General features: G+C 72.6%; 26 protein-coding genes, 1 tRNA gene and 3 pseudogenes. 15 read left to right on the top strand and 15 right to left on the bottom strand.

From position 1 onward, the window contains the following. Both DP107_RS16195 and DP107_RS16190 read right to left on the bottom strand, forming a co-directional pair. Positions 1 to 289, bottom strand: a pseudogene (locus DP107_RS16195) (orotate phosphoribosyltransferase-like protein); the annotation flags it as partial. After that, on the bottom strand, positions 286 to 1344 hold the full coding sequence (locus tag DP107_RS16190) for a glucose 1-dehydrogenase (RefSeq protein ID WP_144263174.1): 1059 nt from the start codon (positions 1342 to 1344) through the stop codon (positions 286 to 288). The pseudogene DP107_RS16195 and the gene DP107_RS16190, both read right to left, overlap by 4 nt. A gap of 211 nt (positions 1345 to 1555) precedes the next feature. Here DP107_RS16190 and DP107_RS16185 point away from each other — a divergent pair, with 211 nt between their 5' ends. From DP107_RS16185 to kdgK1, 3 genes are all read left to right on the top strand, one after another. Further along, positions 1556 to 2470, top strand: coding sequence for a dihydrodipicolinate synthase family protein (locus DP107_RS16185; RefSeq protein WP_144263173.1), 915 nt, complete (start codon positions 1556 to 1558; stop codon positions 2468 to 2470). Positions 2471 to 2534: 64 nt separating this feature from the next. Next, positions 2535 to 3773, top strand: a complete 1239-nt coding sequence (locus DP107_RS16180; RefSeq protein ID WP_144263172.1) for a mandelate racemase/muconate lactonizing enzyme family protein — start codon at positions 2535 to 2537, stop codon at positions 3771 to 3773. An 85-nt stretch (positions 3774 to 3858) separates the two neighbouring features. Continuing rightward, on the top strand, positions 3859 to 4815 hold the full coding sequence (gene kdgK1, locus DP107_RS16175; protein ID WP_144263171.1) for a bifunctional 2-dehydro-3-deoxygluconokinase/2-dehydro-3-deoxygalactonokinase: 957 nt from the start codon (positions 3859 to 3861) through the stop codon (positions 4813 to 4815). A 42-nt stretch (positions 4816 to 4857) separates the two neighbouring features. On the opposite strand, the gene DP107_RS16170 is transcribed toward kdgK1, so the two are convergent. From DP107_RS16170 to DP107_RS16150, 6 genes and pseudogenes are all read right to left on the bottom strand, one after another. After that, positions 4858 to 5070: a hypothetical protein gene (locus tag DP107_RS16170; RefSeq protein ID WP_144263170.1), complete on the bottom strand. Its 213-nt coding sequence runs from the start codon at positions 5068 to 5070 to the stop codon at positions 4858 to 4860. Positions 5071 to 5123: 53 nt separating this feature from the next. Beyond that, positions 5124 to 5549, bottom strand: coding sequence for a universal stress protein (locus DP107_RS16165; RefSeq protein ID WP_144263169.1), 426 nt, complete (start codon positions 5547 to 5549; stop codon positions 5124 to 5126). A gap of 62 nt (positions 5550 to 5611) precedes the next feature. Continuing rightward, on the bottom strand, positions 5612 to 6262 hold the full coding sequence (locus DP107_RS16160; RefSeq protein ID WP_144263168.1) for a hypothetical protein: 651 nt from the start codon (positions 6260 to 6262) through the stop codon (positions 5612 to 5614). A 157-nt stretch (positions 6263 to 6419) separates the two neighbouring features. Then, positions 6420 to 6551, bottom strand: a pseudogene (locus tag DP107_RS20250) (thiamine pyrophosphate-dependent enzyme); the annotation flags it as partial. A gap of 240 nt (positions 6552 to 6791) precedes the next feature. Further along, positions 6792 to 6941 (bottom strand): annotated as a pseudogene (locus tag DP107_RS20245) (2-oxoacid:acceptor oxidoreductase family protein); the annotation flags it as partial. 106 nt (positions 6942 to 7047) lie between these two features. After that, complete coding sequence (locus DP107_RS16150; RefSeq protein ID WP_185977353.1) at positions 7048 to 7344, bottom strand: hypothetical protein; 297 nt, start codon at positions 7342 to 7344, stop codon at positions 7048 to 7050. Between the two features lie 185 nt (positions 7345 to 7529). Here DP107_RS16150 and rpl18a point away from each other — a divergent pair, with 185 nt between their 5' ends. The 3 genes from rpl18a to ftsY are packed head-to-tail and all read left to right on the top strand — an operon-like array spanning position 7530 to position 9374. Further along, entirely contained in the window at positions 7530 to 7706 is a 177-nt protein-coding gene (rpl18a, locus tag DP107_RS16145; RefSeq protein ID WP_144263166.1) for a 50S ribosomal protein L18Ae, read from the top strand. Continuing rightward, positions 7703 to 8173, top strand: a complete 471-nt coding sequence (pfdA, locus tag DP107_RS16140; protein ID WP_144263165.1) for a prefoldin subunit alpha — start codon at positions 7703 to 7705, stop codon at positions 8171 to 8173. Before rpl18a ends, pfdA begins: the two co-directional genes overlap by 4 nt. Positions 8174 to 8177: 4 nt before the next feature. Next, positions 8178 to 9374 (top strand): signal recognition particle-docking protein FtsY, encoded by a 1197-nt coding sequence (ftsY, locus tag DP107_RS16135; protein ID WP_144263164.1) that lies wholly within the window; start codon positions 8178 to 8180, stop codon positions 9372 to 9374. A gap of 150 nt (positions 9375 to 9524) precedes the next feature. On the opposite strand, the gene DP107_RS16130 is transcribed toward ftsY, so the two are convergent. The 3 genes from DP107_RS16130 to DP107_RS16120 all read right to left on the bottom strand — a co-directional run bounded on the left by DP107_RS16130 (position 9525) and on the right by DP107_RS16120 (position 12084). Next, entirely contained in the window at positions 9525 to 10529 is a 1005-nt protein-coding gene (locus tag DP107_RS16130; protein WP_144263163.1) for a histone deacetylase family protein, read from the bottom strand. Then, entirely contained in the window at positions 10529 to 10984 is a 456-nt protein-coding gene (locus DP107_RS16125; RefSeq protein WP_144263162.1) for a histone family protein, read from the bottom strand. Before DP107_RS16125 ends, DP107_RS16130 begins: the two co-directional genes overlap by 1 nt. A 95-nt stretch (positions 10985 to 11079) precedes the next feature. Next, positions 11080 to 12084: an mRNA 3'-end processing factor gene (locus tag DP107_RS16120; protein ID WP_144263161.1), complete on the bottom strand. Its 1005-nt coding sequence runs from the start codon at positions 12082 to 12084 to the stop codon at positions 11080 to 11082. 110 nt (positions 12085 to 12194) lie between these two features. On the opposite strand from DP107_RS16120, the gene DP107_RS16115 reads away from it, so the two are divergent. Beyond that, positions 12195 to 12578, top strand: a complete 384-nt coding sequence (locus DP107_RS16115; protein ID WP_144263160.1) for a hypothetical protein — start codon at positions 12195 to 12197, stop codon at positions 12576 to 12578. A 1-nt stretch (position 12579) separates the two neighbouring features. On the opposite strand, the gene DP107_RS16110 is transcribed toward DP107_RS16115, so the two are convergent. Further along, positions 12580 to 14340, bottom strand: coding sequence for an ATP-dependent DNA ligase (locus DP107_RS16110; protein ID WP_144263159.1), 1761 nt, complete (start codon positions 14338 to 14340; stop codon positions 12580 to 12582). 87 nt (positions 14341 to 14427) lie between these two features. On the opposite strand from DP107_RS16110, the gene DP107_RS16105 reads away from it, so the two are divergent. From DP107_RS16105 to DP107_RS16095, 3 genes are read left to right on the top strand one after another with little or no spacing between them, the layout of a single operon-like run. Continuing rightward, complete coding sequence (locus tag DP107_RS16105; RefSeq protein WP_144263158.1) at positions 14428 to 15054, top strand: riboflavin synthase; 627 nt, start codon at positions 14428 to 14430, stop codon at positions 15052 to 15054. A 6-nt stretch (positions 15055 to 15060) separates the two neighbouring features. Next, positions 15061 to 15426, top strand: coding sequence for a DUF6684 family protein (locus DP107_RS16100; protein ID WP_144263157.1), 366 nt, complete (start codon positions 15061 to 15063; stop codon positions 15424 to 15426). Between the two features lie 46 nt (positions 15427 to 15472). Beyond that, positions 15473 to 15733 carry a hypothetical protein gene (locus tag DP107_RS16095; protein ID WP_144263156.1) on the top strand — a complete coding sequence of 87 codons (261 nt, stop codon included), beginning with the start codon at positions 15473 to 15475 and terminating at the stop codon, positions 15731 to 15733. On the opposite strand, the gene DP107_RS16090 is transcribed toward DP107_RS16095, so the two are convergent. Both DP107_RS16090 and DP107_RS16085 read right to left on the bottom strand, forming a co-directional pair. Next, the gene (locus tag DP107_RS16090) at positions 15730 to 16017 is read right to left on the bottom strand and encodes a hypothetical protein (protein ID WP_144263155.1); all 288 of its coding nucleotides are present in this window, start codon (positions 16015 to 16017) and stop codon (positions 15730 to 15732) included. The two genes, DP107_RS16095 and DP107_RS16090, sit on opposite strands and share 4 nt — an antisense overlap. Before the next feature lie 143 nt (positions 16018 to 16160). Further along, positions 16161 to 16245 (bottom strand) — tRNA-Ser (locus DP107_RS16085). Positions 16246 to 16458: 213 nt separating this feature from the next. Here DP107_RS16085 and DP107_RS16080 point away from each other — a divergent pair. Beyond that, complete coding sequence (locus DP107_RS16080) at positions 16459 to 16998, top strand: hypothetical protein (protein WP_144263154.1); 540 nt, start codon at positions 16459 to 16461, stop codon at positions 16996 to 16998. A gap of 59 nt (positions 16999 to 17057) precedes the next feature. Further along, a complete protein-coding gene (locus DP107_RS16075; RefSeq protein ID WP_144263153.1) occupies positions 17058 to 17738 on the top strand; it encodes a DUF7504 family protein in 681 nt (226 codons plus the stop codon). 92 nt (positions 17739 to 17830) lie between these two features. Here DP107_RS16075 and DP107_RS16070 read toward each other — a convergent pair whose 3' ends face one another. Beyond that, positions 17831 to 18028, bottom strand: a complete 198-nt coding sequence (locus DP107_RS16070; RefSeq protein WP_144263152.1) for a hypothetical protein — start codon at positions 18026 to 18028, stop codon at positions 17831 to 17833. A 253-nt stretch (positions 18029 to 18281) separates the two neighbouring features. Here DP107_RS16070 and DP107_RS16065 point away from each other — a divergent pair, with 253 nt between their 5' ends. The 3 genes from DP107_RS16065 to DP107_RS16055 are packed head-to-tail and all read left to right on the top strand — an operon-like array spanning position 18282 to position 20664. Further along, entirely contained in the window at positions 18282 to 18935 is a 654-nt protein-coding gene (locus DP107_RS16065; RefSeq protein WP_144263151.1) for an HAD family hydrolase, read from the top strand. Next, positions 18932 to 19855 carry a CobD/CbiB family cobalamin biosynthesis protein gene (locus DP107_RS16060; protein ID WP_238330908.1) on the top strand — a complete coding sequence of 308 codons (924 nt, stop codon included), beginning with the start codon at positions 18932 to 18934 and terminating at the stop codon, positions 19853 to 19855. The genes DP107_RS16065 and DP107_RS16060 overlap by 4 nt, the downstream gene beginning before the upstream one ends. Then, positions 19855 to 20664, top strand: a complete 810-nt coding sequence (locus DP107_RS16055; RefSeq protein WP_144263150.1) for an adenosylcobinamide-GDP ribazoletransferase — start codon at positions 19855 to 19857, stop codon at positions 20662 to 20664. The genes DP107_RS16060 and DP107_RS16055 overlap by 1 nt, the downstream gene beginning before the upstream one ends. The last annotated feature ends 85 nt before the right edge of the window (positions 20665 to 20749 follow it).

Genomic DNA, 20749 nt, shown 5'->3' with positions numbered 1-20749 from the left:
CGGTCAGGTCGACGGCCTCCCCCTGCTTCGAGAGGAGGTCCGCCATCGCCTGCCCCACGTAGGAGAGCCGGGCCGAATCCCGCCCCAGCGCGCTCCAGTCCACGTGGATGTCGTGCGGGCCGCCGGCCGGCTCGACGTCCGGCTCGGCGGCGGGGGCGGCACCGTTGCGCTCGGCGAGCCAGCTCGCGGTCTCCCGGGAGACGTTCAGCTCGTCCGCGATCTCCCCCCGCGAGAAGCCGCGCTCGGCGAGGGCCTGTGCGCTCTCGATGAGGTCGTCGACGTTCTTCATAGCGTATCGAACTCCACGGCGGTCTTGGATCTCGCGTCCGGGTCGAAGGCGGCCTCGAACCGGTCCAGCGGGGCGACCTCCGTAACGTAGTCCTCCAGGAAGCCGTCGGGGAACCGGCCGAGCCGGTCGATCGCCGCGCCGAAGTGGGACGGCCCGGAGTTGACGCTCCCGACGATGGCCTTGTTGTTCATCACGAGGTCCCGATGGAAGGCGCCGCCGTCGACCGTGAACTCCCAGTCCTCGGGGACGCCCAGCAGCGCCGCGACCCCGCCGGGGGCCAGCGGCGTGACGGCCTCGACGGCGTGTCTGGCGTGGCCCGTCGCCTCGTAGACGAGGTCGACCGGCTCGTGGACCTCGCCGACGGATCCGACCGGGGTCTCCCGGCTGTCGACGTAGGTCGCACCCAGCGACTCGATGAGGTCGACGCTCGGGTCCGACCGGTCACAGCGCCCCAGGCAGTAGACCTCCGTATCGGGGGCGAGCATCGCGACGGTCACCAGCCCGAGCGAGCCGTTGCCCAGCACCAGGGCCGTCCCCGGCTCCCAGGCGAAACTGGACCGCGAGGCGTGGGCCAGCTCCAGAGCCTTCTCCGAGACGCTGATGGGCTCGGCCAGGAAGCCCCACTCGGCCCGGGCCTCGGGGACGGACACCAGGTACTCCGCGGCGCTGGTGAAGTACTCGCTCATGAAGCCGTGGGCGCCGTCGATGCCGCGCTCGACGGTCGCCTCCGGCGGGGCCATGTCGGCCTCGCCGCGCTCGAAGTACTGGTTCGGGCCCGACGGCGGCGGCCGACGGACCGTCGGGGCCACCACGTCGCCGTGTTCGAGGCCCGTGGTGGTCGGGTCCACGACGACGCCGACCGCCTCGTGGCCCAGAATCAGGTAGTCGCCGCCCGCGGGTGCGCCGCCGTGGGCGCCCGCGATGACCTCGTGGTCGGTCCCGTCGACGCCGACGCGGAGCGTCCGGACCAGGGCCTCCCCGGGTTCGGGCTCGGGACGTGGCACGTCCAGTAGCCGCGGCGCGCCCGCCCCGGGTTCGATACCGATGGCCTTCATACGAGTCGTATCGTCCCCGCTCGAAAAGAATTTACCGATTACCGAGTAAACTTCTCCGGTCGGTGCGCTCCCCGAACGCCGGGGACGGGGTTCGTCGCCCGGCGGTCGTCCCATCGTTCGTCGCCGTGACGCGTGACACCTGTCCCGAACGGATTGACTCGGCCTCGAATGAATAACCAGCCTTTTGTTCGCGGACCGGGGAGGGAGGTGCATGACAGGGTCCGCACCGAGCCCGGGCGCGGCCGACCCGCTCGGGCTGTCCGGCGTCGTGCCACCGACGGTGACCGCCTTCGACGCGGCCGGCGACGTCGACCACGCGGCCACCGCCGCGCACGCCCGGTTCGTCGCCGAGGGGGGCGCGAGCGCCGTCTTCCCGCTGGGGACCAACGGCGAGGCCCCGCTACTGACCGCACCGGAGCGCCGCGCGGTCGTAGAGACGGTCGTCGATGCGGTCGACGTGCCCGTCATCGCGGGTGTCGGTGCGCCGAGCACGCGAGAGACGGTCGCACACGCCGAACACGCCGCCGCCACCGGCGCCGACGGGGTCGTCGTCGTCACGCCGTACTACTACCCCCTCGACGGGGACGGGGCGGTCGCGCACTACCGCGCGGTCGCCGACGCCGTCGACGTCCCGGTCTACGCCTACCACATCCCGGGCAAGACGGGCAACGAGCTCTCGCTGGCGACGCTGGACCGGCTGGCCGACATCGACGGGCTCGCCGGGGTGAAGGACTCCTCGAAGGACGTCCCCTGGCTCGCACAGGCGGCCGACGCGCACCCGGAACTGAGCTTCCTGGCCGGCTCGGACTCGCTGCTGGTGCCCGGGCTGGACGCCGGCTGTGCGGGGCTGGTCAGCGCCGTCGCGAACGCCTTCCCCGAACTCGTCGTCGACCTGTACGGGGCGTACGACGCGGGCGACCGCGAGCGGGCCCGCCGGCTCCAGTCCACGGTGTTCGACGTCCGGGGGGCGCTGAAGCGGGGACCCTACATGGCCGGCGTCAAGACCGCGCTCTCGCTGCGGGACCTCCCGTTCGACGTGGGTGGGCTACGGCCCCCGCTCCGGCCGATGGACGGGGACGACCGGGCGGCGCTGGCCGCGGACCTCGAGGCGCTCGACCTGCTGTGACGAGCGGGTACTCGGAACCGAATTAATAATCAACCCTTTTGTCGCCGCGGCCGGAGTGGCTGGCATGACCAGGAACTACGGGTCGCTGCGCGACCCGAACGCCGAGTACACCATGCGGGACCTCTCGGCGGAGTCGATGGGCGTCCGGGCCAAGCGCGGCGGCGGTCGCGACGTCGCCATCACGGACGTCCAGTGCACGATGGTCGACGGGAACTTCCCGTGGACCCTGGTGCGGGTGTACACCGACGCGGGCATCGTCGGCACGGGCGAGGCCTACTGGGGGGCGGGCGTGCCCGAGTTGATCGAGCGGATGCGCCCGTTCCTCGTCGGCGAGAACCCGCTCGACATCGACCGTCTCTACGAGCATCTGGTCCAGAAGACCTCCGGCGAGGGCTCCATCGAGGGCGTGACGGTGACGGCCATCTCAGGCATCGAGGTGGCGCTGCACGACCTCGCGGGGAAGATCCTGGAGCTACCGGCCTACCAGCTGCTGGGCGGGAAGTACCGGGACGAGACCCGCGTCTACTGTGACTGCCACACCGCGGCCGAGGCCGACCCCGCGGCGTGTGCCGACGAGGCCGAGCGCGTGGTCGCGGAGCTGGGCTACGACGCGCTGAAGTTCGACCTCGACGTGCCCTCCGGCCACGGGAAGGACCGCGCCAACCGCCACCTCCGCCCGGCGGAGATCCGGCACAAGGCCGAGGTCGTCGAGCGGGTGACCGAACGGGTCGGCGACCGCGCCGACGTCGCCTTCGACTGTCACTGGACGTTCTCGGCGAACTCCGCCGAGCGGCTGGCCGACGCGCTCAAGCCGTACGACGTCTGGTGGCTGGAGGACCCCGTCCCGCCGGAGAACCTCGACGTACAGAGGCGGGTGACGCGGTCGACGCTGACCCCCATCGCGGCCGGGGAGAACCGCTACCGCGTCTCCGAACACCGCCGGCTCGTCGAGGACGGCACGGTCGACATCGTGGCCCCGGACCTGCCGAAGGTGGGCGGGATGCGCGAGACCCGGAAGATCGCCGACCTCGCGCACCAGCACTACGTCCCGGTCGCGATGCACAACGTCGCCTCGCCGGTCGCGACGATGGCGAGCGCGCAGGTCGCGGCGACCATCCCCAACGCGCTGGCCGTCGAGTACCACTCCTACGAACTCGGCTGGTGGGGGGACCTCGTCGAGGAGCCCGTCATCGAGGAGGGGTCCATCCGGGTCCCGGAGGAGCCGGGGCTGGGCGTGACACTCGACATGGACGTCGTCGCCGACAACATGGTCGAGGGCGAGACGCTGTTCGACGAGGCATGAGCCGGCGCGGCGAGCCGGCACCCAGCCGGCCGACCCCCCACCGGCCGGCGGCGGCTTCATGCCGATGGCCCGCCTCGGCCCGGCCATGAGCGCCCTCGTCACGTTCGGGGAGACGATGCTTCGGCTGTCGCCGCCGCCCGGCCAGCGGCTCGCGCGGATGGGGTCGCTCTCCGTCCACGTCGGCGGGGCCGAGAGCAACGTCGCGGTCGCGGCGTCGGCGCTTGGCACCGACGCGGCGTGGCTCTCGGCGCTCCCCGACACCGACCTCGGCGAGCGGGTCGTGCACGCGCTCCAGGGGGAGGGTGTCGACCCGCTCGTGCACTGGACCGACGACGGCCGTGTCGGCACGTACTACTTCGAGCGGGGTAGCGACCCCCGCCGCCCGTCCGTGGTCTACGACCGCGGAGGCACCCCCATCCGCGAAGCGACGCCGGTGGACCTCTCGCTCGACGCGGTCCGGGGCGCTGACTGCGTCTTCACCTCCGGCATCACGCCGGCGCTCTCGGACCGGGCGGCGGCGACCGCGGCCGACCTCCTCGCGACCGCGCGCGAGGCCGGCGTCACGACCGCGTTCGACGTCAACTACCGGTCGAAGCTCTGGTCGCCGGCCGCGGCCCGCGAGACGCTGGTCGACCTGTTCCCGGCCGTCGACCGGCTGTTCGTCGCCGAGCGCGACGCCCGCGACGTGCTCGACTGCGAGGGGGACTCAGAGGCCATCGCCCGCGGTCTCGCCGACCGCCACGGTTTCGGGACGGTCGTCGTGACCCGGGGGGAACACGGTGCGCTCGCTGTCCATGAGGGGACCTGCCACGAGCGGGCGGCCTTCGAGACGGAGACGGTCGACCCCGTCGGCTCCGGCGACGCCTTCGTCGGCGGCTTCCTCGCCAGTCGGCTCGACGGCGCCGATGTCCCGACTGCGCTCGACCGCGGCACGGCGACCGCCGCGCTCGCCCGGACCACCGACGGCGATACCGTCCAGCTCGACGCCGCCGACGTCGACGCCCTGGTCGTCGAGGGCGAGGACGGCGACATCGGGCGTTGAGACGGGGCGGGCGGGCGCGACCACACGTCGTACACCGCCCGCTCACTCGGACGGCTCCTCGTCGGTCGTGCCACAGACGTTGCAGACCGATACCCCCTCCTCCTCGTCGTAGACGAACGACCCCTCGCCGCAGTTCGAGCACGCCACGTACCCGACGGAACTCCCGTACCGGGGTTCCACGCCGGTGTCGGCGTCCGGCTCGTCGCGCAACCACAGTCGGAGTCGGCTCGTGATCAGACTGAGGAGTCGTCGCATTACCCGTTCATGGCCGGCCAGGTCAAAGAATAGACCGTTCGGCGACGGTGGAGTCACTCCCGCTGGACCGCGAGCACCGGCGTGTTGCTGTCCTGGATCACCCGTTCGGTGACGCTACCGAACAGGAACCGGCCGGCCCCGCTCCTGGCGTGGGTGCTCATCACCGCGAGGTCGGCCCCGATGCGGGCCGCGTAGTCGGTGATGACCCGTGCCGGACTCCCGACCTCGACGGTTATCTCGACGTCGGCCGTGCCGTCGTTCGCCCCCTCGACCAGCTCCTCCGCGGCACCCGCCCGCTCGGCTCGCAACTGCTCGACCTTCTCGCTATCACGGTCGGCCAGGCCGAGTCCGCTGGACAGCTCGACGACCGAGAGCACGTGCACCGTGGCGTCGTACCGCCGTGCGTGGCTGAAGGCGTGTACGGCGGCGTCGGCGGCCGCCTCGCTCCCGTCCGTCGGCAGGAGAATGGTGTCGTACATTGTGTCGTGTGGCTACCGCACCGGAGTCAGACTGTGGTGGGCCCCGTACATCCGTCTACCGGTCACTGTCTGCGGGCGATCAGCACGGCGTCGGCGACGACATCGTGGCCGATCGGAACCAGCTGGATCGCGCCGCCGATGAGGAACACGTTCGCCAGCACCAGCGACGTGACGCCGAGGACGGAGACGGCGAGCAGCAGGAGCGTCGCCGCCCCGCTGAGCGCGTACACGATCCGCTCCTGCCTGCGGAGCTGTGGGCTCTCCCAGTTGTCGAACGCGGTCACGAGGTAGCCGAGCCCGATGACCAGGAACCACGGGTGCCAGTAGCCGTACACCGTCCAGCTCGGCGGCAGGACGCCCGCGACGGTGACGACGTTGATCAGCGTGGCTCCCAGGTTCAACACGCCCCAGACCACCCACACGCGGTTCCGACGTACGGTCGGCGCCGTGTACGCGACGCCGATGAACACGATGCCAGCGGTGAGGACGGTCCACAGCGCGACGATCGACAGCACCGGTCCGACGGGGGCCAGTGCCGGATAGTTGATGAACGCCCAGCTGAGCCCCCAGCCGATGACCCCCTCGAGGAAGCCGACGAGCAGGAGCCCGTCGCCCGGGAGCGGGGGCGTCATGAGCCGGCGGAAGTACGCGGTCAGGACGGCTCCGGAGTCCCGGAACCTGTCGATTCGTGCGCTGAGAGTACGTTCGGACATCCGTGGTATCGTGTGTGGACCGGTCGACGGCGAGCGTCGGCTACCGCGAACGATGCACTATACATGAGGAATCGCGGACGTATCAATCCATCCCCGCTGTTCGACCCCGCACACGGTCGCAGGCGCGCACCGGGGGCCGCCGGATACCCGCGACCGCCTACGTGTGCCGGTCGACGAGCCCGTCGGCGGCCCGCTCCCAGTCGGCGTCGTCGTCGAAGTAGCGTTCGGCGAGGGGGTCCTCGGGGAGGTCGCCCTGGGCGCGTTTCTCGGCGCCGTAGGAGGGCCGGTCGGGGGCGTGGGCGGTCTGTCGGGTGTCAGCGCGGCCGTCGAGCTCCGCCCGGATGCGGTCGAGCTTGGCGAGTTGGCGGTCCATCTGGGCCCGCCGGTTGCCGGGGTCCTCGGAGATATCCCCGGTCGGCTCGGACTCGTTGCCCGTCGCGAGGTAGCGCCTGCCGGCCTGCCCCGGGATGGGCCGCGGGTTGACGCCGCCCTCGGGGTCGCGGGCGAACCGCTGGAACGTCCCGGCGGCGTGGTCCCCACGGATGCGGGAGGGGTAGTGCCGATGGGTGAAGACGTGCAGTCCCGAGCGCATCAGTGCCTTCGTGAAGTTCTGGCTGGTCGAGTCGATCCCGTCACCGGAACCGCCGGCGATGCGCCAGGCGAGCGTGGTGTCTGTCATCGTGGAGTGGACCGTCCGGTCCCTCCCTATCGGCACTCCTGGCGTCGGCTGGAAGTTCGTTACGATAGTAATAATTACACACGCCGGTCGACGGACCGCTTTCGGCCTATTCGCGCCCCCGGACGTGGTCGCTGGTCCGGGTGTCGATACGGAGCTTGTCGGTCGTCCGAATCCAGCCGAGATACGCCTGCAGGCGGTCGGCGTCCCGGAGTGCCGCGACGGTGTCGAACGACTCGCGGAGCTCCTCGTTCGTGAACAGCGCGTGGACCTGGTCGTGGCAGGGGCGACAGAGCGTCGCCGTCGGACTGGTCTTTCGCTCCTCCGGGCGGAGATGGTGGGTCTGGATGGCCTGTGGGTCCCGGACCCCCTCGATGCGCCGGCGGCAGAGTTCGCAGATCGGCACAGGTCCCGTACGGGCGCGGTGAGTAAGAGTCGTGCGGCGACGCGGTCGCGTTCCCGACGACGGGCGGGGTCGGGAGACCGTGCCACACTGCGTGTTCGTGGCGCCCGCCTCCCGCGTGCGCGAGGCGCCTGTCCGACGACTATGGGAGTCGGAAGGACTTTCCCGCTCGCACACCCCGTTATCGTATGAGCGAGTACACGGTCAGCGGGCGCTTCCAGGCCCGCGACGGCTGGCAGGAGTTCACCACGAGCGTCGAGGCCCCCAACGAGGACGTGGCCCGCGAGCGGACCTACGCCAACATCGGCTCCCGACACGGGAAGAAGCGTACGCAGGTCGACCTCGGGGAGGTGACCGCCGAATGAGCCTCGGTGGTGGCGGCGGCGGCGGGATGGACCAGCTCCAGCAGCAACTCGAGGCCCTCGAACAGGAGAAGGAGGCCGTCGAGGCCGAGATCGAGGACGTGCAGGGCGATAAGACCGACATCGACGAGGCCATCGACGCCCTCGAGATGCTCGACACGGACGACACCGTGCAGGTGCCCCTGGGCGGCGGCGCGTACGTCCGCGCCGAGCTGGAGAGCATCGAGGAGATCGTCGTCTCCATCGGCGGCGGCTACGCCGCCGAGCGCGACCGCGACGGCGCCATCGACACGCTCGAATCGAAGAAGGACACGCTGGACACGCGCATCGAGGAACTGCGTTCGGAGGTCGCCGAGATCGAGTCCGAGACCGAGCAGCTGGAGCAGAAGGCCCAGCAGATGCAGCAGCAGCAGATGCAGCAGATGATGCAGCAACAACAGCAGATGGAGGGCGAGGGCGACGAGGAGTGACGCGATGTTCGATGGACTGAAGGACAAGCTCGGAACGTTCCGCGAGGACGCGGCCGAGGAGGCCGTCGAGGTCGAGGAATCCGACGAGGAGGCAGCCCACGAGGACGGCGACCCGGCCGAGGACGCGGCGACCACCGACACCACCCCCGAGTCCGACGAGTCGGTGGCCGCCGAGCCGACGACCGACACCGAGCCGGAGCCACAGCCCGACGCGGATGCCGAGGGCGAGGGTACCGAGCGCGAGAGCGACGTGCCCAACGCCCTCTCGCGCCGGACGGAGGAGGTGACCGCGGGCTCCGCGGAGGAGACGGGCGGGAGCGGGATGCTCGGCTCAGTGAAGCGCGCGGCGACCGGGAAGGCGCTCATCCAGCGCGAGGAGCTCCAGCGGCCGCTGGAGGAGCTGGAGCTGGCGCTCATCCAGGGCGACGTGGAGATGAGCGTCGCCGAGGCCATCACCGACCGCATCGAGGAGCAGCTGGTCGGCCAGACCCGCGCCCAGGTCCAGACCGGCGAGGTCGTCGTCCAGCGCGCTATCGGCGACGCGCTTCGGGACGTCATCAGCGTCGGCCAGTTCGACTTCGACCGGCGGGTCCAGACGGCCGAGAAGCCCGTCACCATCATCTTCACCGGCGTCAACGGCGTCGGCAAGACGACCACCATCGCCAAGCTCGCCCGCCGCTTCCAGACGCAGGGGCTCACGCCCGTCATCGCCAACGGCGACACCTACCGGGCGGGCGCGAACGAGCAGATCGAGGAGCACGCCGAGGCGCTGGACACCAAGATCATCACCCACGAGCAGGGCGGCGACCCGGCGGCGGTCATCTACGACGCCGTCGAGTACGCCGAGGCCAACGACGCCGACGTGGTGCTGGGCGACACCGCCGGCCGGCTCCACACCTCCAACGACCTGATGGCCCAGCTGGAGAAGATCGACCGCGTCGTCGACCCGGACATGACGGTGTTCGTCGACGAGGCGGTCGCCGGGCAGGACGCCACCCAGCGCGCCGAGCAGTTCAACGACGCCGCCGAGATCGACGGCGTCGTGCTGACGAAGGCCGATGCCGACTCCCAGGGCGGCGCCGCCGTCTCCATCGCCCACGTCACGGGCAAGCCCATCCTCTTCCTCGGGGTCGGCCAGGGCTACGACGACCTCGACCGGTTCGACCCGGACGAGATCGTCGACCGTATCGTCGACGAGTAGCGGGTTATCCCCCTGTATCGCGATTCCGTCGGATAGTATCGGAGTTCGTCCAGAACCCCTCGACTACTGGCTATACTGGCCCAACTATCGAGGAATTCCTTGGACGATTCGCTCGAGAACACCGACCCGGCTCGCGACCCCGCCGCCCGGCTACAGCCCGTGTTCCTCGCGGACCTCGTCCAGCGTCTCGCGGGCGCGGTCGTTCACCTCGCCGCCGGGTTCGACGGGGTCCCGGCCGTGCATCGTCTCGTGGACCATCGCCACGCTGTCGGCGAGCGCGTCCAGCCCGTAGCCGCCCTCCAGCACGAACGCTATGGCGGCGTCGAGGTCGTCGCAGAGATCGTCCAGCCGGCGGGCCATCGCGCCGTAGCCCTCCGTGGAGACGCGCATCCGGGAGATGGGGTCGTGCTCGTGGGCGTCGAACCCGGCGCTCACGATCAGCAGGTCGGGGTCGTGCCGTTCGAGTCCGGGCCGGAGGACGTCGTCGATGGCGGCCAGGTACTCGCGGTCGCCACAGCCGCCCTGGTACGGGATGTTGAGCGTCGTGCCCTGGCCCGCCCCGCGGCCGGGCTCGTCGACGTGGCCGGTGCCCGGGAACAGGCCGCGCTCGTGGATGGAGGAGTAGTGGACGTCGCCGCGCTCGTAGAACATCTTCTGGGTGCCGTTACCGTGATGGACGTCCCAGTCGAAGACCGCGACCCGGTCGACGTCGTCGCGCGCCAGCGCGTCGGCGGCGGCGACGCCGGCGTTGCCGAGGAAGCAGAAGCCCATCGCCTCGTCGGGTTCGGCGTGGTGACCCGGCGGCCGGCCGATGGCGAAGGGGGTGTCGCCCCCCTGGGCGCCGTCGAGCGCGGCGTTGGCGGCCCAGACGGAGAGCCCGGCGCTGGCGCGGGCGGCCTCCCAGGTCGCCTCGACGCCGACGGTGTCGGCGTCCCACGTCCCGCCGCCGTCGGCGCAGAAGGACTCGACCTCATCGAGGTAGGCGCTGTTGTGGACCCGTTCCATCGCCTCGCGGGTCGCGAGCTCGCCCGCCTCGTACTCGACCTCGTGGAGCCGGGAGAGGCGCCGCCGGATGGCCCGGAGCCGGTCCGACGACTCGGGATGCCGCGTGCCGGTTTCGTGCCGCAGACAAGCGTCCCGGTAGCCAAAGCGCATCAGAAGTAGTCCGCCAGCTCGAAGTAGACGGCTACGTCCTCGGCCTTGACGGTGCGACGGTCGGCGTGCCGGGCGAGGGTGGCGGCCGCGGCCGCCACCCGGTCGGCGAAGCGTTCGAGGATGGCCGCCAGGGCGACGCGGGCGTCCATCGATACCCGGTAGGAGTCGTCGATGTCGAGCCGGGCGATCCGGTCGACCGGCGCGACGGGGAGCTCCAGCCCCTCCGGGTCGGCGGTCGGGGGCACGTCCTCGGCGACCACGTCGTCGAAGTCCTCGGCCATCAGGGTCTTCCGGCCGTCCGCGGTGGCGCGCTCGGCGGCGTGCGTCGCCAGCGCGGCGCCGCGCTCCTGGATGCGCCGGGCCAGCTCCTCGGCCGCCTCCGCGCTCACGCGGAGGTCACCCGCGTTCCGACGGATGACCGTGTCCACGGGGGCGAACGGTAGCTCCACACTCATACCGCGTAACCGGTCCGTTCGCCACTTCAACCCGTCGGTCCGTGGGGTGTCGACGGGTCACGCGGGTGCCGACGCCACACGAGCCGCGGCCGGCCTCAGAAGTCGCTGAGCGCCGTCTGGTTCGCCCGGAGCGCCCGCGCCTCGTAGCCACGCCCCGTCAGGTGGTCCGCCAGCGCCGCCGCCGAGCCGTGCTGGGTGTACACCCGCTCCGGGTCGACGGCCTCGACCAGCCCCACCAGCTCCCCGAAGTCGCAGTGGTCCGACAGCGGGAACGCCGCGTCGAGGTCGTTGGCGAACCGGTAGGAGCGGTCGACGGCCCACCCGGAGAAGCCCGCCGTCGGGGCGTCGTACTCCTCGGCCAGCCGCTTGACGAAGTCGAGCCCGTTCAGCTGCGCCGGGAGCACGACCGCGTCGCCGGGCTCCAGCCCCGCCTCGGCGTCGTACGTCCCGGCCGGGAACGACACGTCGTAGTGGTCGGCGACGACCGTGTTCAGCCGCTGGACGGCGTCCGTGGTGAGGACCCGGTCGCGGTCCGACCGCCGGAGCAGCGCCTGGAGCTTCTGGGCCCGCCCCAGCGCGTAGCCGAACAGCAGCACCGGCCGGTCCAACCGCTCGGGGTCGTCCAGCCAGTCGAGGATGACCCGCTCCAGTTCGGCCTGCGGCGGGAACTCGTAGTCGGGCTCCCCGTAGGTCGCCTCGACGACGAGTACGTCCGCCTCCGGCGGCTCGAACCCGTCGAGGTAGCACCGGTCGCGCGTGGAGACGTCCCCCGTGTACAGCACCCGCTGCTCGCCGTCGTCGGCCAACAGCGCTGTGGAGCCGGCGACGTGACCCGACGGGAGCCGCTCGACGCGCGGGTGGTCGGTCGGCACCGGTCGGGGCTCCTCGCGCCGACGGGCCGCGGCCAGGCCCGCCGTGCACGACGAACAGACCAGTTCCCCGCCCGCCGGAAGCCGGTCATACAGGTGGTCCCCGTGGGCGTGGGTCAGCGCGTTCACGTCGCCCGCCGGCTCGGCGGCGTCGGCCACGACCGTCTCCCCGGTCGCGAGGTCGAAGACGACACCGTCCCGGAGCCGGACGTTCGGGTCGTGCGCGGTCACGAACCCCCGTACGGGCGGGCAGCGTATGTCGGTTTCCCGCGCCGGCGGCCGGGCGGCTCGTGCGAGTCCGGGCCGGGAGTGTTAACCACGGGCGTCGCGTCCGCCCCGACATGTTCCCCGTTCTCCAGTCGGAGCTGCCGTTCGCCCTCGTGGCTGGCGGCGGCGTGCTCGTCCTGCTGGTACTGTTCGCCGGCCGGGTCGTCCTCGGCGGCGACGTGAAGTACGACGACCCCGAGGCCCAGGCCGCCCACGAGGCCGCACAGGGTCGGGACGAGGGCGAGGCCGCCCCCATCGGCTCCGTCCACGACGCGGTCGTCACCGAGATCGACGACACCAGTCAGGGCCGCGAGGCCGTCGTGACGGTCGAGGGGCTCGTCGTCTTCGTCGACCGGGACGTCCCGGGGACGGTCGGGACGGGCGATACCATCCGGCTGAAGATCACCTCCCACAGCGAGAACGCCGCCCACGCGATGTTCGTCACGAGGCTGGACTGAGCTACTGCGCCTCGTACAGCCGTTCGACGCGGTCGACCGTGTCGGCGTCCGTCGGTCCGAGGTCCTCGCGCACCCCCAGGAAGCGGGGGAACCGGAGCGCGTACCCGGAGCCGTACTCCGGACTCGTCTGCAGCTCCTCGTACTCGACCTCCAGCACGAGTTCGGGCCGGACGGTCACGTCGCGGCCGTCACGGTCGACCACCAGGGCCTCCAGCCGGTCGGTCAGCTCGGACAGCTCGGCGTCCGTATAGCCCGTCGAGAGCCGGCCGACCTCACGGAAGGCGTCGGCGTCGGGGCCGTACGCCCCGAGGTAGAGGCGGCCCAGCAGCGAGGAGCGGCGGCCCTCGCTGTACTGTGCCCGCGTGACCACGAGGTCCAGCGGCTCCATCACCGGCTTGTGTTTCAGCATCCGGCCGACCCGGCGGCCGGGCTGGTAGCCGGCGTCGAGGTTTTTCAGCATGACGCCCTCGTGGCCCGCGTCGACGGCCTCGCGGTAGCACGCCCGAGCCGCGGCGACGTCGTCCGGGACAGTGGCGGCCGCCCGCTCCAGCCCGTCGACGGGGTCGAAGGCCGTCTCCAGGGCGTCCAGCCGGGCGTCCAGCGGCTCGTCCAGCAGCGTCCGACCGTCGACGTGGAGACAGTCGAAGCAGTGGAGCGTGGCGGGCAGTTCGGCGGCCAGCGCCTCGACGTCGTCCTCGCGCTTCACCCGGCGGGAGAGCTCCTGGAACACGGCGGGTTCGCCCGTCGCGGCGTCGTAGCCGACGAGTTCGCCGTCCAGCAGCGCCCGCTCGGCCCCGACGCCCGTCCGGAGCGCGTCGACGACCTCCGGGAACCCCTCCGTCACGTCCACGAGCCGGCGGGTGAACAGCCGGACGTCGTCGCCGTCGACGTGGGCCTGGACCCTGATGCCGTCGTACTTCGTCTCGACGAGGACGTGCCCGCGCCAGCCCGGCGCGTCGGCGTCGCCGGCCCCGTCACGGCGGGCGACGTCGGTCAGCCCGGCCTCCAGCCCCTCGGCCTTCCGGGCCAGCATCAGCTCGACGGGGCGGCCGAGCTCCAGGTCCAGGTCCCGCAGCCCCGCGATACCCTCGTCACGGGCGGTGCGGGCGACGACGCGGTAGTCGTTGGTGAGCTGTGCGGCGCGTTCGACGGCCTTGACCCCGGAGACGGTCGCCGCCGGCGTGCCCGGGGCGTCGTCGTCGCCCGCCTCGGGGTCGTCGGTCAGGAACGCCTCCGCGACGGCGTCCCGCACCGTCCCGTCGCCGACGCCGATGCGCATGTAGCCGAGCGCCGTCCGGACGAGATAGCGGGCCTCCGTCGGGTCGGCGTCCGCGACCAGTCCGGCCAGCGCCTCCACCTTCCGGTCGCGGCTGCCGTGCCCCTCGTAGCTCGCCAGCTCGCGGAGCGTCTCGCGGACGCCGATGACGGTCAGCGTCCCCGAGACGAGCGTCCGCTGTCGGTTGTTCTCGACGGCCCACTCGGCGGCGGCGCCGAGATCGCCGCGGTCGCGCCACTCGACCTCCAGCGCGTCGGGGTCGACCCCGGTCGCCCGGAGGACCGCGTCGGTCGTCAGCGAGGAGGAGACGCCGAGCTCCAGCCCCTCCCAGCGCGGCGCCACCTTGCCGCGGACCATCGTCACGACGGCCGGGAGGTGGTCCGCGTCGGCCGTGCGGAACAGGTCGGCCAGCGTCGCGACGAGCTCCACGTCCGCGTCCGCCGTCTCCAGCCGCCGGCAGTAGTCCGCCAGCGTCGCGTACTCCATCACCGACCCGTAGGGTCCGACGGCACTTACCCGGCCCGCCCGGGTCGCGGTCGGCAGGCTTTCGACGGGCCCGCCCCAAGCGGAGGTATGTTCACCGGCATCGTCGCGGAGACCGGCGAGATACTGTCGCGCGAGGAAACGGCCGACGGGCTCCGGCTGCGTGTCGGCGCCCCGTTCGCCGCGGAGCTCGAACACGGCGAGTCCATCGCCGTCTCCGGCGCCTGCCTCACGGTCGAGGCCCACGACGCGGAGTCGTTCGAGCTGTTCTGTTCGGAGGAGACGGTCGAGCGGACCTACCTCGGCTCGCTCGACGTGGGTGACGTGGTCAACCTAGAGCGGGCGCTGCCCGCGGACGGCCGCTTCGACGGCCACTTCGTCCAGGGTCACGTCGACGGGACCGCCCGCGTGACCGGGGTCGAGCAGATCGGGGACGACTGGACGTTCAGCTTCTCGCTCCCCCGGCCGCTGGCGAAGTACGTCGTCGAGAAGGGGTCAATCGCGGTGGACGGCATCTCGCTGACGGTCGCCGACCTGACCGAGCCGGGGACGGGCTACGAGGGCGGCGCCGAGGGTGCGTTCGACGTGGCCGTCATCCCGGCGACCTACGACATCACGAACCTCCACGACAAGGCGGTCGGCGACCCGGTCCACCTGGAGGTCGACGTGGTCGCGAAGTACGTCGAGTCGCTGACCGAGGGGTACCTCGGCGACTGACCCGCGATGCCCGGGCAGTCCGAGACCGACCCGGACGAGGGGCGTGCCTGGTACGAGCTCGGCAACCGCCAGGTGTTCGACGGACGGACCCTGTCGGACCTGTTCGTCAATCTCGTTCCGGTGGGCATCATCGCGGCGTTCGTCGTCCTGTTCAGCGCCCTCCCGCTGTACGGGGAGGGCGCCGAGCCGTTGCTCGGCTTCCACGCCGCCATCGTCGCTGGCGTGGCGCTGGTGAGCTACGTCGCCGCCCGCGCCATCGCCGGCGACGAGCGGCTGCTGGAGACCGACGGCGACCCGGCCCGCGGCGGCGTCCGGGGGGCTACCGACGAGACGACGGAGGCGGACGGGACCGACGCCGCCGACGCGGAGTGACGGCGGAGCCGCGTCGTTTTTGCCGTTCCGGCCCCCAGTAGCGGGTATGGACACCGGCGAGTTCGAGGTGAGCCGGACGACCGCGGCCCTCTACGTCCTCCCGTTCGTCGCGCTGGGGGTCGCGGACGTACTACTGCTCCTGTTCTGGGGACTGGACCCGCTGTGGGGGTTCATGATCCTCCCCCCGATCCTCGCCATCAGCATCCTGGGCTGGCTGGCGGTCCGCGGCGGGTTCGCCCGCGACCGCGTCGAGGACGACCCCGCCTCGGGCACCCGCCCGGCCGATGACCGCGACCCGGGGTACTAGTTCGCGCCCACGTCGTCGAACCCCTCGAGCCGGTAGGGGCGGGAGTCCGTGCAATCCTCGAGTTCGGCACAGGCGTCGCCGACCGCCCAGTTCCACTGCCGGTCAAGCGACTCGTAGGGCGCCTCGTGGACGCGGTCGATGAAGTCCTGGGCGTCGAAGCCGGCGTCCTCGTAATCGGTCCGCATGGTGTCGGCCTTCGCGGCGATCTCGCCGGCGACCTCGTCCGAGCAGTCCAGCTCCGTCTCCAGTCGGTGCGCCAGCGTGTCGATGAAGTCGGCCGTCATGACTCCGGGTTCCCGGCGACGGGTAATCACGTTTCTGCTCCGCCGCGACCGGTCGCTGCCGACGTCCGGCTCACACCCCGGCCCGGGCCGTCGCTGGTCGGGGAGACGTACGCGGTATCGCAGTTCCGTGCCGGAGGGAGGGACGCCGAGGAGGAGATTTGAACTCCTGTGTCCGTATGGACAGTTGCTCTCGAAGCAACCGCCTTGGCCAGGCTAGGCTACCTCGGCTCACCGTTGACTCCGGCGGTTTCGCTGTTAGGGGTTTCGGTTCCCGGGTTCGCTCCGGGCTCCTCGACGGGTACGTTGTGCTGCTGACAGGTGTCGGGGAGCGGTCCGCGAGGCGTCCGTCGACCACCCCACATCGGACGGGTACGAGCGGTGGTCCGGGTTCGGAGGCTTGACAAAAGGACTAAACGATTCATCCGGATAACATGCGACCACATGTCGGGCTCGGCCCCGGATACGACGTTGGTCGTCGGCGGTTCGGCCGCCGAGCGGGAGCGCTGGACCGGGATGCTGGCCGATGTCGACGGGGCTGTCGCCGACGGAGCGGCGGCGCTGGACCGGTTCGCGCCCGACATCGAGGCGCTGCTGGTCCACCGCGGACTCCCCGAGCGGACGGCCCCGGCGCTCGTGTCGGCGGCCCGCGAGCGGGGGTTCGCCTTCCGCGCGGCGCTGCTGACGCCGGAGGCGCCGACGGCCGATATCGTCGCGTTGGGGTTCGATGCCTGGCTACTGACGCCGGTCGACTCGGAGCTGCTGGCCCGGACGGCCGAGGGGCTGCTGGCCTGCCGGGACTACGACCGGGCCATCTCCGCCCTGTACGAGGTCGCGTCGGAGGGGGCGGACGGGGGGACCGACGCCGCACGGGAGCAGGTCGAGGCGGCCCGCGAGCGGGCCGACGCGGCGCTCCAGGCCATCGAGACCATCGACCGGCGGGCGCTCCTGGCGAACAACCACAGCGTGGTCGGTGGTGAGTGAGACCGATGCGACGGACCGTGCAAACGCTTTTATTCAGCGTGGACGAGGAACCTGCAATAATGGTGCCTGAGGACCGAACTGAACGCGCCGGCGAGTTCGCCGACGCACTGGGGCGGTTACGACGTGACGGCGGGGCCCTCCTGGTCGTCGGCGCGACGCCGGGCGAGACGCACCGTCGGGCGTGCGACCGGATGCTCGGCAGCAGCGAACAGCGTCGCGTCGTCTGCCGGACCGACCGCACCTGCACGGCCGGCCCTCGGGCGGACGGGACGGACGAGCGGGTCGTCGACCTGGCCGTCCCGTCGCGGTCGGCGGCCGCGGCGGACGCCACCGGGGAGCCCGCAGGCGAGGCGCCCGACGGCCCCGCCGCCGGAGCGACGTCCACCACGCCCCCGGCCGAGACGGTCCCGGCGTTCGGCGAGCGGGTCGCCAACGCCGTGGCCGCCGCGACCGCGGACGCGTCCGACCCCCGCGTCTGCGTGGACTCGCTGCTCCCGGTCGTCGATATGGCGGGCGCGGAGGCGGCGTCCCAGTGGTGCCACGCGGTCGCCAGTGACGTGCGGGCCGCGGGCGGGGTCTGTCACATCCATCTCCCCGTCCCCCGGGAGCACGACCTCGTCGGGCGGCTGGAGTCGCTGGTCGACGCGACTGTCGAACTCCGGCTGGCCGACGGGGCGCCCGAGCAACGCTGGTTCGTCCACGGTTCGGTCACCTCGGACTGGCTTCCACTACAGGAGTAGTACCGGCGCAGGTCGGCCCAGTTCGAACGGCCGCTCGGTGAACCGCGGTACCGCCGTCCGGCCGTGCCCGGTCAGCAGGACGCCGCCGACGGCTATCGCCCCGGCGACCGGGAGCTCCACAGCAGGAAGGCCTCGACGGGCTCCATGACCTGCGGGACCCGACGCCGGAGACCGGCCGGCGCGCGGCCGCCGGGCAGGAAGCGGCGGTCGAACGTCTCCGGAGCCATCCCCGGTTCGGCCGTCTCGACGGGGAAGCCGCCACCGTACTCGTAGCCGTGTGTCCCCGCCACCGGCCCCCGTGTGGCGTGGCGATGCGAACCCCGTACCCGGCCTCGGTGAGCCGATAGTGGCCACAGCCCGACTCCGCGTCCTCGAACCGTTCGGCCGTGACGACGAGTGCAGTTCGTGCCACCGTGTCCGTCCGCAGCACCCGGATGAGGGGTATCCGCTGGCGAACGCGTTCACGGGGTGATCGATATTGCGGGCCACGCCAACGGGGGCACTCGGGGTCGGATTCAAGTTCGAGCGGGCCCCCTGTTCGCCGTGGCAGTCTCGTTCGACCTGTTCGGCACACTGGTGCGGGCCGACCGGCCCGCGGACCCTGGGCGGGCGGTCGCCGCGGCGCTCCGCGAGCGCGGCGTGGCGGTCCCGGCAGACTGGGGAGAGGCGTTCCGGGAGCCCCACATCGACGCACCGGCGGGCGCGGAGGTGCCGCTCCCGGCGCACGTAGCCGCGGCGCTCGCGAGTCGGGGGGTGGAGGCCCCGGAGAACGCCGCCCGCCGGGCGGTGGTCGCGGCGTTCGACCCGGACGTGGAGCGGCGCGAGGGGGCCGAAACGGCCATCGCGGCGGCCCGGGAGCGGGGTCCCGTCGGCGTCTGCTCGAACACGAGCGCGCCCGAACTCGCCCGGCGGACGCTCATCCGGGCGGACCTCGCCGACGCCTTCGACGCGGTCGTGACGAGCGTGGGCTGTGGCTGGCGGAAGCCGGACGAGCGGGCGTTCGCGGCGCTCGCCCGCCGGCTCGACGTCGCGGTCGCCGACCTGGTCCACGTCGGCGACGACCCGGAGACGGACGGGGGTATCGAGGCCGTGGGCGGCCGGTTCGTCGACGTCACCGAGACGCCGCTCCCGGCGGTCCCGGCGTGGCTCGACGCGCACGGCGATGGGGCCGACGACCCCGACGGGGTGGGGCCGTGAGCCGCCGGACGGCGGTGGCGGTGCTGCTCGCGGCCCTGCTGGACCGGCTGGTCGAGGAGCCGCCGGACCCGCATCCCGTCGCACTGTTCGGTCGGCTGGTCGCGCCGTTCGACCGGGTGTGGTCGCGGCCACTGGCCGCGGGGGCGGCGGTCGCGGCGCTGCTGCCCGCGCTGGCGGCGACGGTCGTCGGCGGCCTCGTGGCGCTCGCGGACGGCCGGGACCGCCGGCTCGGCGTCCTCGCCGCGGCGCTGGCGCTGTTCACGGCGACCAGCCACCGGCTGCTCGTCGGGACGGCCGACGCGGTCGTGACGACGAGCGAGCGCGACCTCGAGGCCGCCCGCGATGGCCTCCTCGCACTGGCCGGGCGCGACGCGGCTGCCCTGTCCGCGGGCGAGGTGCGGAGCGCGGCCGTCGAGTCCGCCGCCGAGAACCTGGCCGACGGGCTGGTCGCGCCGCTGGCCGGCTTCTGCGTGGGGGCGCTCGTCTCGCTGCCCGCGGCCGCCGCGGGCGCCGCCTGGGTGAAGGCGGTGAACACGCTCGACTCGATGCTGGGCTACCCTGACAAGCGCCACGGCACCGCCAGCGCCCGGCTGGACGACGCCGTCGCCTGGCTGCCCGCCCGCGCCAGCGCCGGCCTGCTCGCGCTCGCCGCGGGCGACGTGGACGCGCCGCGGCGCGCTCGCGACTGGCTGGACGACGTCCCGTCGCCGAACTCCGGCTGGCCGATGGGGACCCTCGCGGCCGCGCTCCGGACCCGACTGGCCAAGCCGGGCGTCTACCGGCTCCCGGGCGGCGACCGCCTCCCGGACGCGACCACCGCGCGCCGTGGGGTCCGACTGGTCGCCCGCGCCGGCTGGCTGGCGTGGGTCGGCGCCGCCGGCCTGGCGCGGCTGGCGGAGCGCGTCGGAGGTGACCGCTGATGCCCCCGACCCCGCTCCGGCTCCGGCAGGCGGTCCGCGGGGCACTGGGCTTTCTCACGCGGCTCCCCGTCTCGCACGACGGCCGCGCGTGGGTCGCCTTCCAGGGGATGCCGCTCGCGTTCCCGGTCGCCGGCTACGTGGTCGGCACCCTCGTGGCGCTCCCGCTGCTCGTGTTCACTGCCGTCGGGGCGCCCGCGCCGGTCGCCGCGGCCGCGACGCTGGCCACGCTCTACCTCGTCACCGGGATCAACCATCTCGACGGGCTGGCCGACTGTGGCGACGCGGCCGCCGTCCACACCGTTGCGCGCCGGCGCGAGGTGCTGAAGGACACCACCACCGGCGTCGGGGCGCTGGCCGCCGTCGGCATCGGCCTGGCCGGCACTGCGCTGGGCCTGCTGGCCGTCGCCCGCGGGCCGCCTGCGGACCCGCTCCTCGGCGGGCCGCTGGCGGCGCCGCTCCGGGCCGCCGGCCTCGTCGTCGCCGCCGAGGTCGGCGCCAAACTCGGGATGGCGACCGTCGCCTGTCTGGGCAGCTCCATCACGGACGGTTTCGGCGCCGCGTTCACCGGCCGTGCGACGCCCACGCTGCTGGTCGGTCCCGCCGTCGTCTCGCTCCCGGCCGCCGCGCTGACCGGGCTCTCGCCGGCCGCCCCCGTGGCGCTGCTGTCGGCCCTGGCCACCGCGCTGGCGGTGGTGCGCTGGGCGCGGGCGCGACTGGGCGGCGTCAACGGTGACGTGTTCGGCGCGGCCAACGAGCTGGCGCGGCTGGTGGCGCTCAACGCCGGCGCCGTCGCATGGGTGCTGGCGTGAACGGAACGATACCCCCGGCCGGTGGCACTCCTGCATCCCCCCAGGGGACGACGAACGCGGGGCGTCGGTATCGCCGTTGTGAGCC

The sequence above is a fragment of the Haloglomus irregulare genome, from assembly GCF_007421925.1.
GTDB lineage: Archaea > Halobacteriota > Halobacteria > Halobacteriales > Haloarculaceae > Haloglomus > Haloglomus irregulare.
This window is presented reverse-complemented; position numbering and strand designations above follow the sequence as displayed.